The 12,897-nt window shown below is 70.8% G+C and carries 12 protein-coding genes; 6 read left to right on the top strand and 6 right to left on the bottom strand.

Annotation, left to right across the window (positions count from 1 at the left end; genetic code table 11):
- Nucleotides 1–67: 67 nt before the first annotated feature.
- The gene (locus tag LXM50_RS11600) at nt 68–1,036 is read right to left on the bottom strand and encodes a thioredoxin domain-containing protein (protein WP_233311475.1); all 969 of its coding nucleotides are present in this window, start codon (nt 1,034–1,036) and stop codon (nt 68–70) included.
- A gap of 283 nt (nt 1,037–1,319) precedes the next feature.
- Here LXM50_RS11600 and LXM50_RS11605 point away from each other — a divergent pair, with 283 nt between their 5' ends.
- Nucleotides 1,320–2,423 carry an ABC transporter ATP-binding protein gene (locus LXM50_RS11605; RefSeq protein WP_233311476.1) on the top strand — a complete coding sequence of 368 codons (1,104 nt, stop codon included), beginning with the start codon at nt 1,320–1,322 and terminating at the stop codon, nt 2,421–2,423.
- An 81-nt stretch (nt 2,424–2,504) separates the two neighbouring features.
- Complete coding sequence (locus LXM50_RS11610; protein WP_233311477.1) at nt 2,505–3,809, top strand: DUF4032 domain-containing protein; 1,305 nt, start codon at nt 2,505–2,507, stop codon at nt 3,807–3,809.
- A gap of 120 nt (nt 3,810–3,929) precedes the next feature.
- Here the strand turns inward: LXM50_RS11610 and LXM50_RS11615 are convergent, their stop codons facing one another.
- From LXM50_RS11615 to ispD, 5 genes are all read right to left on the bottom strand, one after another.
- Entirely contained in the window at nt 3,930–4,571 is a 642-nt protein-coding gene (locus LXM50_RS11615) for an NAD(P)-dependent oxidoreductase (RefSeq protein ID WP_233311478.1), read from the bottom strand.
- A 156-nt stretch (nt 4,572–4,727) separates the two neighbouring features.
- Nucleotides 4,728–5,753 carry a 23S rRNA (guanosine(2251)-2'-O)-methyltransferase RlmB gene (gene rlmB / locus LXM50_RS11620; protein WP_233311479.1) on the bottom strand — a complete coding sequence of 342 codons (1,026 nt, stop codon included), beginning with the start codon at nt 5,751–5,753 and terminating at the stop codon, nt 4,728–4,730.
- Nucleotides 5,746–7,158, bottom strand: a complete 1,413-nt coding sequence (gene cysS, locus LXM50_RS11625) for a cysteine--tRNA ligase (RefSeq protein ID WP_233311480.1) — start codon at nt 7,156–7,158, stop codon at nt 5,746–5,748. The genes rlmB and cysS overlap by 8 nt, the downstream gene beginning before the upstream one ends.
- Before the next feature lie 100 nt (nt 7,159–7,258).
- Nucleotides 7,259–8,236 carry a zinc-binding dehydrogenase gene (locus LXM50_RS11630; protein ID WP_233311481.1) on the bottom strand — a complete coding sequence of 326 codons (978 nt, stop codon included), beginning with the start codon at nt 8,234–8,236 and terminating at the stop codon, nt 7,259–7,261.
- A 110-nt stretch (nt 8,237–8,346) separates the two neighbouring features.
- Entirely contained in the window at nt 8,347–9,567 is a 1,221-nt protein-coding gene (ispD, locus tag LXM50_RS11635; protein ID WP_233311482.1) for a 2-C-methyl-D-erythritol 4-phosphate cytidylyltransferase, read from the bottom strand.
- Nucleotides 9,568–9,665: 98 nt separating this feature from the next.
- Between ispD and LXM50_RS11640 the strand changes: the two genes are divergently transcribed.
- The 4 genes from LXM50_RS11640 to LXM50_RS11655 all read left to right on the top strand — a co-directional run bounded on the left by LXM50_RS11640 (nt 9,666) and on the right by LXM50_RS11655 (nt 12,843).
- Nucleotides 9,666–10,007, top strand: coding sequence for a PadR family transcriptional regulator (locus tag LXM50_RS11640; protein ID WP_045273464.1), 342 nt, complete (start codon nt 9,666–9,668; stop codon nt 10,005–10,007).
- Between the two features lie 4 nt (nt 10,008–10,011).
- Nucleotides 10,012–10,905, top strand: coding sequence for a permease prefix domain 1-containing protein (locus LXM50_RS11645; protein WP_233311483.1), 894 nt, complete (start codon nt 10,012–10,014; stop codon nt 10,903–10,905).
- Between the two features lie 94 nt (nt 10,906–10,999).
- Nucleotides 11,000–12,028 carry an ABC transporter ATP-binding protein gene (locus LXM50_RS11650; protein WP_233311484.1) on the top strand — a complete coding sequence of 343 codons (1,029 nt, stop codon included), beginning with the start codon at nt 11,000–11,002 and terminating at the stop codon, nt 12,026–12,028.
- Entirely contained in the window at nt 12,025–12,843 is an 819-nt protein-coding gene (locus LXM50_RS11655; protein ID WP_233311485.1) for an ABC transporter permease, read from the top strand. The genes LXM50_RS11650 and LXM50_RS11655 overlap by 4 nt, the downstream gene beginning before the upstream one ends.
- Nucleotides 12,844–12,897: the final 54 nt, after the last annotated feature.

Genomic DNA, 12,897 nt, shown 5'->3' on the forward strand with positions numbered 1-12,897 from the left:
CTCCACAGCGTAGCAATTCGCCACGCCCTCGACGCGCAGGCGATCCCGACCCGGATGGGTCCGGACGCTACTTGGCGGCGGACGGCGACGGCGTGGGCGACAAGGTGGGGCCGGGCGTGCCGTAGTACGAGTCGCTCGCGACCGACAGCACGAACTGGCTGAACTCCGCGGCGTCGGTGAGCGATCCGGCGTAGACCTGGCCGTTCACGACGATCGTCGGAGCGCCGCTCAGGGCCTCCTTCTTGGAGCCGGGCAGCGGCCCGTCCACCGCGCGCTGCGTGACATCCTTCACCCACGAGTCGTAGGTGTTCTCCTCGACGCAGTTCTGAAGGCCCTTGGCGTCCTTCACCCCGCTCGACACGGCGAGGGCGATGAGTTCCTTGTCGCTCTTGCCGTCGGTGTCCTGCTTGGGCTGGTCGACGAGCAGTGCGTGGTTGAACGCGTAGAAGACGTCGGGCTGCATCGAGGCGACACAGGCGGCCGCGGACGCGGCGCGCAGCGAGTACTTCGTGCCGTTGGAGTTCGCGGTCAGCAGCGCGACCGGGTGGTACGTCACGGTGGCCGCGTCCTGATCGACCCAGGTGGCGAGCTGCTTCGCGTTCGCACGCTCGAAGTCACTGGCGCCCGGCGAGAGGTAGTCGACGTAGACGTGGATGTCGACAGCGCCCGCGGTGGCGGTCGGGTCAGGGGTCGGCGAGGCCGATCCGGTCGGCGAAGCACTGCCCGCCGTGGTCGGCGAGGGCGTGGGGGTGCTGGCCGACCCGGCGCGAGCGGAGGCCAGATCCTTCTTGGTCACCACGACGCCGTCGTCCTGCAGATTCGACGGGGTGAGCGAAGGCTTCGACACGGCGGAGCCCACGGCCCAGGCTACGGCGCCTCCCGCGGCGCCGACCACGACGACCGCGACCGCGGCGATGATCACGCGTCGCATGATCCGGGCGCGGGACTGCTTGGCGTTCACCTGCTGGGCCTTCTCCCGCACAGCCGCGCGCGAATGCGGCGGAGTGGGGACGTTCGGCGTTTCGTCGCTCGACATCGTTCCTCTTGGTTTCTCGGGACCTGTGTCCCTGCAGCCTGCTGCCGACGGGCGCGGCACGGCACGGTCCGATGCTAGCCAGACAGGCTGAGAAATGACCAGACGGCCCCTGGTCGGACCCTGCGAGATCGCCCTCGGAAAGCGCTTCACCGGGATTGCTGGACCTCGCCGGAGCTCTCATGTCATACTGATCCCGGCCCGATGGCGGGCCACGGCGGGTTCACCCTCGTCGCTTTTTCACTACGGATCGTCCGGCACGTACCTGCCGGTGAAGGAGAAGACAATGGCAACTGTGACCTTCGACGAGGCCACCCGGCTCTACCCCGGAGGCACCCGCCCCGCGGTCGACAAGCTGAACATCGAGATCGCCGACGGCGAGTTCCTGGTTCTGGTCGGCCCCTCTGGTTGCGGAAAGTCCACGTCCCTGCGGATGCTCGCCGGCCTCGAAGAGGTCAACGCCGGCCGGATCCTGATCGGCGACCGCGACGTCACCGACGTCCCGCCGAAGGACCGCGACATCGCGATGGTTTTCCAGAACTACGCGCTGTACCCGCACATGACCGTGGCCGAGAACATGGGCTTCGCGCTCAAGATCGCCGGCGTCGGCAAGGAGGAGCGCGCGCAGCGCGTCCTCGAGGCGGCCAAGCTCCTCGACCTCGAGCCCTACCTGACCCGCAAGCCGAAGGCCCTCTCGGGTGGTCAGCGTCAGCGCGTCGCGATGGGCCGCGCGATCGTCCGCCAGCCGCAGGTGTTCCTCATGGACGAGCCGCTGTCGAACCTCGATGCCAAGCTCCGCGTGCAGACCCGCACCCAGATCGCCTCGCTGCAGCGCCGCCTCGGCGTCACCACCGTCTACGTCACCCACGACCAGACCGAGGCCCTGACCATGGGCGACCGCATCGCGGTCCTCAAGGACGGCCTGCTGCAGCAGGTCGGCTCGCCGCGCGATCTGTACGAGAACCCGCAGAACGTCTTCGTCGCCGGCTTCATCGGCTCCCCCGCCATGAACCTGTTCACCTCCGACCTCGCCGACGGCGGGGTGCAGTTCGGCACCGAGGTGGTCCCCCTCGACCGCGAGACTGTCAGCGGTGCGACCGGATCCCAGGTCACGGTCGGCGTGCGTCCCGAGGACATCACGGTCGGCCCCGCCGATGGCAAGGGTCTCTCCGTGGTCGTCGACCTCGTCGAGGAGCTCGGCGCCGACGGCTACCTGTACGGCCACACCGAGATCGCCGGCAAGCGCACCGACCTGGTCGCGCGCGTCGACGGCCGTAACCACCCGAACGCGGGCGAGACCGTCACCCTCGCGGCGAACCCGGGCCACGCCCACGCGTTCGACCTCGAGTCGGGCGAGCGCCTGAACAAGAAGCCGATCGCGGCTTCCTGATCATCGTCTGATCGACGCGGCGCGGGGGCCTCCCCCGCGCCGCGTCGTCGTCTTCCCCCGCCGATCCCCCGAGGAGCACCGTTGAAGGATGCCCTGACCATCACGGCCAGCGCCGTGGATCCGGGTCTGCTGTCGCTGCCCTGGTCGCAGCCGCTGTCGAAATGGCCGTCCGAGGTGATCGTCTCGCTGCCCAAGGGCCTGTCCCGGCACCTGGTGCGCTTCGCGGATCTGTCCGGATCCGTCGTCGCCGTGAAGGAGACCACGGAGGAGATGGCGCGCCGCGAGTACGACATGCTGGGCAACCTCGCCCGCCTGGACGTGCCGTGCGTGTCGCGCGTCGCGGTGATCGCCGGCCGCACCGACGGCAAAGGCGAGCAGCTGCCGGCAGCGCTGGTGACCTCGCATCTGCGCTTCTCGATGCCGTACCGCGCCCTGTTCACGCGCGTGCTACGGCCGGACACCGCCACGCGCCTGGTCGACGCGCTGGCCCTGCTGCTGGTGCGACTGCACAACGTCGGCTTCTACTGGGGCGACGTGTCCTTGTCGAACGCGCTGTTCCGTCGTGACGCGGGGGCGTTCGCCGCATACCTCGTCGACGCCGAGACCGGCGAACTGCACGAGGAGGGGCTCACCGACGGCCAGCGAGCCTATGACCTGGATCTGGCCCGCACCAACATCGCCGGGGAGATCCTGGACCTCGCCGCCGGCGGACGGCTCGAGCGGGGCGTGGACGCGATCGCGATCGCTGACGGGATCGTGTCGTCCTACCGATCCCTGTGGGCGGCTCTCACCGCCCACGAATCCTTCGCCGCGGGCGAGGCCTGGCGGATCACCGAGCGCGTGGAGCGGCTGAACGCGCTCGGCTTCGACATCGGCGAGATGTCGATCCTGACCACCGCCGACGGCACCAGGGTCGAGATCGAGCCGAAGGTCGTCGACGCGGGCCATCATCAGCGCCGTCTGATCCGTCTCACCGGACTGGACGTCGAGGAGAACCAGGCCCGTCGGCTGCTGAACGACCTGGACGAGTTCCGCGCCCGCTCCACCAAGCACTGGGCGGACGAGGAGATGTACGCCCACGAATGGCTCACCCGGGTGTTCGAACCGGTGGTGCGCGCGATCCCCTACGACCTGCGCGCCAAGCTCGAGCCCGCAGAGGTGTTCCACCAGGTGCTCGAGCACCGCTGGTACATGTCGCAGGCGCAGGGACGATCCGTACCGCTGGCCGAGGTGCTCACGTCGTACATCAACGACGTGCTGCGGCATCGGCGTGACGAGGCTACGATCATGGGCCCGCCCACGGAGACCATGTCGCTGCCGGTGATCACCGGGTCCGTCCCGCTCGACGACGACGGCGCCGACATCGACTGGCGCGACCTGGTCTGACCGTTCGCGCTCGCCGAGCCACCCCTTTCAACGCGAGCCACCCCATTGCACGCCGCCCCGAAGGGGGCGGTTCGCACACAAGGGGGTGGCTCGGCGTTCGTGGACGCGGCGCGGATCCCGTCAGTAGCCGACGGTGAACCGCTCGCGGCGGTGCTTGCCGTTCTCGATCTCGTCGACGAAGGCGACCGCGTAGTCGGCGCCGGAGATGTACGAACGGCCGTCGGCGTCCTCGACGAACACCTCGCCGCCGTCACGGTACGAGCCGGTGCGCTCCCCGGCCGCCCAGGCGCCGAACTCCTTCGGCGGGTGCACGTAGAACCAGTCCAGGTCAGCGGGCGACGCCTGCAGGATGTCCAGGGAGTCCATGCCGAACTTCGCCTCGTGCCGGTACTCCTCGGGGACTCCGAGATCCCACAGCGCAGGCCCACCGGGGGCGCTGAGGCTGCCCATCGCCCCGCCCACGACCCCGAGGCGGGTCGGGGTGCCGGTCAGCGCCTGAACGAGCGCGCGCACCGCGTCGAGGCCCGAGTCGGTCATGTCCCCGCGCGGCGAGATGGCCGACACGACCACATCGGCGCCGGCGAACGTGTCGGCGAGGGACGCCGCGTCCAGCACATCGCCCTGGACGTACTGGACGCCCGCGATCGGCTCGGACGGCTTCGAACGCGACACCGAGACGACCTCGTGTCCGCGCGAAGCCGCCTCCGCGGCGATGTGGCCGCCGGCAAAGCCGGTGCCTCCGATGACGATGATGCGAGCCATGCGCTTTCCTTCCGTTGCTGCACTGGGTACGGAGAGGGGAAGGATCCACCCTCTCGCGCTATTCCACGCGCGTGCGTTCACTGCACGAACGTGCACTCCGGATCAACGCCGTGCGCGGTGCGTCATGCGGACCGCCCCGCTCGTGCGCCCTTCCGATCAGCTCTTGGCGGCGCGGACCGTCGAGACCTGGTAGAGCGCGACGGAGGCCGCGATGCCGGCGTTGAGCGACTCGGTCGCCGCCGAGATCGGAATCGAGACGATCTGGTCGCACGTCTCGGTGACCAGGCGCGACAGCCCCTTGCCCTCGGATCCGACCACGATGACGACAGGACGGTCCGCGAGTTCGATCGCGGGCAGCGACACGTCGCCGCCGCCGTCGAGTCCCAGCACGAACACGCCCTGCTTCTTGAACTCCTTGAGCATGCTGGTGAGGTTCGCCGCGAGCGCGACCGGGATGCGGGCCGCGGCTCCGGCGCTGGTCTTCCATGCGGCCGAGTTCACGCTCGCGGAGCGACGCTGCGGCAGGATCACGCCGTGCCCGCCGAACGCGGCGGTCGAGCGGATGATCGCGCCGAGGTTGCGGGGATCGGTGATCCCGTCGAGTGCCACGAACAGCGGGGTCTGGCCGCGGTCGATGACCTCCTCGAGCAGGTCCTGCGGGTGCGCGTACTCGTACGGCGGCACCTTGAGCGCGACGCCCTGGTGCACGCCGTCGAAGCCGGCCATGCGGTCCAGCTCCTGACGGGTGACCTCGAGCACGGGGATCTCGCGATGCCGGGCGATCGCCAGCATCTCCTTGACGCGGTCGTCCATCTCCACGCGCTGCGCGATGTACATCGTGGTGGCGGGGATCTTCGTGCGCAGCGCCTCGAGCACCGAGTTGCGCCCGGTGACGGTCTCGGTGTCATTCGAGGCCGACGAGGAGGACACGCGGCGGTTCGGATTGGATCCGCCCTGCGGCTTCTGGCCCGCACCCGAGCGCGCGCCGGGACGGCCCTTGCCGCCCGCCGCGGCGTAGCGCTCCTGCGCCGCCTTGCGCTTGCCGGCCACATGCCAGGCGCGATCCTCCGCCTTCGGCGTGTTGCCGCGACCCTCGAGCGCCTTGCGGCCGAGGCCGCCGGTGCCCTTGGTGGCGCCCTTCTTCTTGCTGTTGCCCGCTCCGGGCCTGCTCGGCTTAGCCATCGATGCTCCAATGAGTTCCGTCTGGAGTGTCCTCCAGGGTGATGCCCGCCGCACCGATCGCATCGCGGATGCGGTCGGCGGCGGGCCAGTCCTTGTCGGCGCGGGCCTGCGCGCGCTGGGCGATCATCGCCTGCACGAGCGCGTCCAGCGCGGTCGTCGTCTTCGTGTCGGATCCGGTCCCACGCCACTCCGGCGAGATCGGGTCGATGCCGAGCACGCCCGTCATCGCGCGCACGGCGCTCATCGCGACGCGCACCTCGTCGGCGTCGCCTCGATCCAGAGCGGCATTGCCCGCGCGCACGGTCTCGTGCAGCACGGCGATCGCCTGCGGCACACCGAGGTCGTCGTCCATGGCCGAGGCGAAGGCGCCGGGGAGGGCGTCTGCAGGCACCTCTTCGCCAGCGACGACTGCCCGCTGCGCGCGCTCCAGGAAGGTGCGAATCCGCCCCAGCGCCGCCTCCGCCTCGCTCCACGACGAGTCGGAGAGGTCGAGGCTCGAGCGGTAGTGCGCCGCGGCGAGCGCGTAGCGCACCACGAGCGGATCGTGCCGTCCGAGCACGTCGGCGGCGAGAGTGAAGTTGCCGAGCGACTTCGACATCTTCTGCCCGTCGACGGTCACGAGCCCGTTGTGCACCCAGTGCCGCGCGAACGCGTCACCCGCCGCGGTCGACTGCGCCAGCTCGTTCTCATGGTGCGGGAAACGCAGGTCGAGGCCGCCGCCGTGGATGTCGAACTCGGCGCCGAGATAGCGCCGCGCCATGGCCGAGCACTCGATGTGCCAGCCGGGACGCCCGGCGCCCCAGGGCGAGGCCCAGATCGCGTCGGCGGGCTCGTCCGGCTTCGAGCCCTTCCACAGTGCGAAGTCCTGCGGGTTGCGCTTGCCGCGCGGATCCGCATCCTCCGCGGCCTCCATCGCGTCGACGGACTGGTGCGTGAGCTCGCCGTAGGCGGGCCAGCTGCGCACGTCGAAATAGACGTCACCCGATCCGTCGGCGGCCGGGTAGGCGTGCCCCCGCTCGATGAGGCGCCCGATGAGCTCCTGCATCTGCGGGATCGACGCGGTCGCCCGCGGTTCATAGGTCGGCGGCAGGATCCCGACGGCGGCGTACGCGGCCGAGAACTCCTGCTCCATCCGATACGCCAGCCCCCACCATGCCTCGGTGTCGGTCGCGTTGGCGAGCACCTTGTCGTCGATGTCCGTGACGTTGCGGACGAAGGTGACGCGGCCGTACCGCAGCTGCAGCCAGCGCCGCAGCAGGTCGAAGCTCAGTGCCGCGCGCACGTGCCCGATGTGCGGGCCGGACTGCACGGTGGGTCCGCACACGTACATCGTCACGTTCGAGGCATCGAGCGGAACGAAGTCGCGCAGTTCCTGCGCGCGCGTGTCATGGAGGCGGATCGTCACCGCTCAAGCCTACCGGGGCGCTCCTGCGAGTTTCGGGGAGCGTTGTTCGTCGTCATTCCGGGTCGGAACGCGCCGACATCGCTCCCCGAAACGGGTGCGGTCAGGGCTGCAGCAGGATCTTGCCCTCGCGCCCTGCGCGGAGATTACCCTCCGACGCCTCCCCGATCCGCTCGAAGGGCAGCACCGCCGAGACCGGGAGGGTGAGCACGCCCTCCCGGATGCGCTGGAGCAGCTCGCCGAAGAGGGCTCCGCGCTGGTCGGCCGGCATCGCGGCCGCGACCTTCGAGCCCCAGAAGCCGCGCACGGTCAGCTGCTTGAAGATCACGTCGCCCGAAGAGATCCGCATGGTCGGCGAGGCCATCGCGCCGAACACGACGAGCAGACCGCCCTCGCCGAGCATCGTCGCGACCTGACCGCTCGCGTCGCCGCCCACGGAATCGATGCCGGCGCGGATCGGGGCACCGCCGGTGAGTGCGCGGACCTGGTCCTGCCAGTCCTCCGCGTCGGTCGCGACGACGTTCCGCACACCCTGCGCCTCGAGCTCCGCGATGCCGTCCGCGCGGCGGACCAGGCTCACCACGTGCACGCCACGGGCCGCGCCGAGCTGGGCGACCATGCGCCCGACGGCGCCGTTGGCCGCGTTCTGGATCATCCAGTCGCCGGCCGCGATGCCGAGCGAATCCAGCACGCTGATGGCGCTGAACGGCATGGAGCCGAGCTGTGCCGCCTGCTCGTCCGGGATGTCGTCGGGCACCGGGATGAGCCCCGCGGCGGGCGCCAGCACGAACTCCGCCCAGGCGCCGAACGCGCCGCCGACGGTGACCCGACGCCCGAGGAGCGCGTCGTCGACGCCCTCGCCGACCGCATCCACGACGCCGACGGCCTCGGTGCCGGAACGCGCCGGCAGCTCGGGCTTGTAGCCGTAGAGGCCGCGCACGGTCAGCAGGTCGTGGTTGTGCACGGTGGCCAGCAGCACCCGCAGCCGCACCTGCCCCGGACCGGGCTCGGGCAGCGGCACGTCCTGCACGGTGAGGACTTCGGCGGGATCCCCGAAGGAGGAATGGACGAGTGCGCGCATGACGGTGACCTCTCTGCGACGTCTGCGGGGTGCGGGCGGCCGCATCATCCAGCGTAAGCACGCAGGCAAGAGGCCGGATGCGAATCCGGAGGATCCCTACGGTTATGGATTCAGCCCTGGGCGATCGAATGCACGAGAGCCACAGCCGTGACGGCGATGCCCTCCCCCCGTCCGGGGAAGCCGAGCCCGTCGGTCGTGGTCGCGGAGACGGCGACGGGAGCACCGCCGAGCGCCGCCGACAGCGCCTGCTCGGCCTCGGCCCGGCGTGCGCTGAATCGCGGTCGATTGCCCTGGAACTGCACGGAGACGTTGCCGATCGCGAACCCGGACTCCGTCAGGATCTCGGCGGTGCGAGCGAGGAACACATCACCGTGCGCGCCCGCGTACTCGGGGTGCGCCGTGCCGAAATGCTGTCCGATGTCGCCGAGACCGGCCGCACCCAGCAGCGCGTCCACGATGGCATGCGCGACGGCGTCACCGTCCGAATGCCCCTCGAGCGCAGGCTCGCCCGGCCAGTCCAGACCGGCAAGGCGCAGCGTGCCGCCCGAGGAGAAGGCGTGCACGTCCGTTCCGATGCCGATCCGAGGGATGACCATGCCCGCGACCGGTCTCCCGGTCTCGCGAGGGCCAGGAGCCGCCACGGCGTCGAGGATCATGCGGGCGCGCTCCAGGTCGTGCGGGGTGGTGATCTTGAAGGCCTCCTCGGATCCGAGGACGTGACGCACCGCTCCACCGGCGGCCGCGAAGAGCGCCGCATCGTCGGTGTACTCGACGCGCTGATCCACCGCCCGCGCGTACGCGGCCACGAGCTCCGTCCGGGGGAAGCCCTGCGGGGTCTGCGCGGCGGCGAGCTCCGCACGGTCGACCGGGGCCACGACCTCGCCGCCGTGCACGCGCTTGAGCGTGTCGACGACCGGCAGCGCGGGGATCACGCCGACGCCGGGGGCGACCGCTGCGGCCACCGCGGCGAACTGCGCGGACGGGGTGAGGGCGCGCGCGGCGTCGTGCACGAGCACCGTGTCGATGCCGTCGGCGAGGACCGCGAGTCCGGCCTCCACGGAACCCTGCCGGGTGTCGCCGCCGACGACGACCTCTGCAGGGTGCCCCCCGGTCATCGACGAGGCGACGGACTCGAAGCCCACCGGCACGACGAGGATCACCTGCGCCGGACCGGCGGCGAAGACGCCGTCGAGCGCGTGCCCGAGGACCGTGCTCTCGCCGAGCGGCACGAACGCCTTGGGGGCTCCGGCGGCGAGCCGCGTGCCGGATCCGGCCGCCACGACGATCACCGCGCTGTGCGCGAGGGGCGAGGACGAGGACTGGTCGTTCACGCTCTCACGTTAGCGCCGGATCCTCCGCTCCCCCGATTCCGGATCCGTTCGACAAAACCCTTGCGTGAACGAGTACTTGATCTGATACAGTACTTGACATGAACGATGACGCCTTCTCCGCGGACCTCCTGCGCGGGCACACCGACACGATCGTGCTCGGGATGCTGCGCGGCGGCGACCGCTACGGCTTCGAGATCTACAAGACCATCCGGGACGCCACCGGAGGGGATCACGAGATCAAGGAGGCCACCCTCTACGCGACCTACCGCCGTCTGGAGAAGGACGGCCTGGTCGAGTCGTACTGGGGCGACGAGACGCAGGGCGGCCGTCGCAAGTACTACCGGATCACCGACGCGGGCCGCGCGGTGTACCGACGCAACGTCGCGGCCTGGGTCGCCACCCGCCGCGTGATCGACACGCTTCTGGACGCGAAGGACTGAACTCATGAACACCGACATCCACCGCCTCCTGGACGAGGCCTTCGCCGGGATCGAGATGACCCCGGCCGCGCAGGACCTGAAGGAGGAGATCCGCGCGAACCTCGCAGCACAGGTCGACGAGCTGGTCGCTGCAGGCGCCTCGCCCGCCGAAGCCGCACGGAAGGCCGTCGCCGATCTCGGCGATGTGCGCGCGCTGCTCGAGGACGACCCTTCCGCCGGCCCTGCGCACGCACCCGGCTGGGAGGCGCTGACCGCCCGCAACCGGGTGCGGCCGAAGCCCGGCTTCGTGGTGCGCGCGGTGCTGCTGAGCCTCGTCGCGGCCGCCGCCCTGGTGGGCATCCTCCTCGTGGTGCTGCTGATGCAGCCGGCCGCACCGCTCTCGGTCGCCGGGCTCGGCGCCGTCGTCGCGGTCGCGCTGGGCATCGTCACGACGGACGCGCTGCTGCAGGAGACCACGACCAACCACCCGCTGCCCGCCGCCCGCGCCGTCGGGTTCGGCCTGGCCACCGGTGGCACCCTGCTCGCGCTCGGGCTCGGCGGTGCCTTCGCGCTCGCGCTCGATCAGCTCTGGCTCGTGATCCTCGCCGCCGTGCTCCTGGTCGGATCCATCGCGCTGTTCTCCTACCTCGGCGCGACGCAGACCAACCGACACAAGGCCTGGACCCGCGGCGCCATGATGCAGATGCCGCCGAACCGCTTCGAGACGGACCCGGAGTCCGCCGCCCGCTTCGGGATCTACACGGCCGCGATCTGGTTCCTCACCCTCGCCGTGATCGTCGTGCTCGTCTTCACGGTGGGCTGGTGGTGGGCGCCGGTGGCGTTCGTCGGCGGTCTCGCCGCCATGATGCTGCTCCTGGCACGCATGCTCTACGCACCGCGCAGCGGCGACCACCGCTGACCGGTCCGGCGGATCCGGCTCCCGCGCGACGGCCAGCCTGATCCGCCCTCCCCCCACAACGCAGAGAACCCTCAGAACGGAAGGGATGTTCGTCATGCCCGTGAACCACCGCATCGACGGCGACGCCATCGTCGCCGACGATCTCGTCAAGGAGTACCGCGGCCGCGGTCGCCGCCCCGCCGTCCGCGCCCTGGACGGCCTGAGCTTCACCGTTCCGGCCGGACGCGTCTTCGGACTGCTCGGCCCGAACGGCGCCGGCAAGTCCACCACCACCAAGATCCTCACCACGCTGTCGCGGGCGACCGCCGGCGGCGCCCGCGTGGCCGGGCATGATGTGACAGACGCCCCCGGGGCCGTGCGCGCCGCGATCGGCTACGTCTCGCAGGGCACCGGAACGGATCCGAACCTCACGGCGACGGAGAACCTCGAGATCGCCGGACGCATGCGCGGCCTCGGCGGCTCCGACGCCAGAGCTCGCGCGGCGCGACTGCTGACCGAGTTCGGGCTCGCGGACGCCACCCGGCGCCCGGTGCGCACGTTCTCCGGCGGCATGCGGCGCCGCCTCGACGTCGCCGCCGCCCTGGTGCACCGTCCGCAGGTGCTCTTCCTCGACGAGCCCACCACGGGCCTCGACCCGGAGGCCCGTGCCGCCATGTGGGCCGAGATCCGGCGCCTGGCCGGTGAGGAGGCTCTCACGGTGGTGCTCACCACGCACTATATGGAGGAGGCCGACCGTCTCGCCGATGAGCTGCTGCTGGTGAACCGCGGCCGGGCCGTAGCCCAGGGCACGCCCGATCAGCTCAAGGCCGCGCTGCACGGCGACGCGGTCCGGGTGACACTGATCGAGCCGGATCCGGTCGCCGTGCGCGCCGCGGTCTCGTCCCTGCCCGGGCTGCGCGATGTGCTCGTCGAAGCAGCCGGAGTCGACGGCCTGCTCGTCGCCCGCACCGACGACGCCGGCTCGGCGGTCGGCGCGGTCATCGCCGCGCTCGACGGCGCCGGGATCCGCTACGGCCAGGTCGCGGCGTCCCACCCGACCCTCGACGATGTGTACCTGCACTTCGTCGGCCACACCTTCGGCGACGCGCCTGCGTCCGCCCCCACGGAAGAAGTCGCCGCATGAGCGCGATCGCAGTCTCCCCCGTCCCCGCCACGACCCCGGCCCGCTCCGACTGGTTCACCCAGACCGGGCAGGTGCTGCGTCGGTGGTCGATCGTCTCGATCCGCCAGGCCTGGGGCCCCGTGATGAGCCTCATCCAGCCGGTCATCTGGATCCTGCTGTTCGGACAGGTGTTCCGCACCCTCGGCGCCCTCCCGCAGTTCGGCGGTCACGGCTACATCGACTATCTGGTCCCGGGGATCCTGATGATGACGGTGCTGTACTCGGGTGCATGGGCCGGCACCGGTTACATCGACGACATCGAATCGGGGGTGATGGACCAGTACCTCACCTCGCCGCTGCGCCGCTCGTCGATCATCGCCGGACAGCTCCTGCAGCAGCTCATCATCAACGTGCTGCAGTCGCTCGTCGTCCTCGGGATCGGCTGGCTCGGCGGCGCGCGCTATCCCGGCGGCGTCGGCGGGATGCTCATCGCGCTCGGCATCGCCACGCTGCTCGCGGCGATCTTCTGCTGCGCATCGACAGCGGTCGCGCTCACCGCCCGCAGCCAGATCGCGTTGATCAGCCTGTCCCAGTTGATCGTGCTGCCCGCGACCTTCCTGTCGACGACGATGATGCCGGCCGCCGCCATGCCCGAGTGGGTGCAGAACGTGTCGCGGTGGAACCCGATGACCTGGGCCGTCGAGCTCGGCCGCGGCGGGCTGTCCGGCGTCTACCCCGGCGAGGGCTGGTGGCAGGCCGCGGGCCTCGCCCTGCTCGCTGCCCTCGCGTTCTCCTGGGCGCTGCGCGCGATCCGCAGCTACCAGCGCTCGATCTGACGGGCTCCGATTCCGGCTGCGGACACGACGAAGGGGTGGATGCCATCGGCATCC

Source organism: Microbacterium sp. Au-Mic1 (assembly GCF_021341785.1).
Taxonomy (GTDB): Bacteria; Actinomycetota; Actinomycetes; order Actinomycetales; family Microbacteriaceae; genus Microbacterium.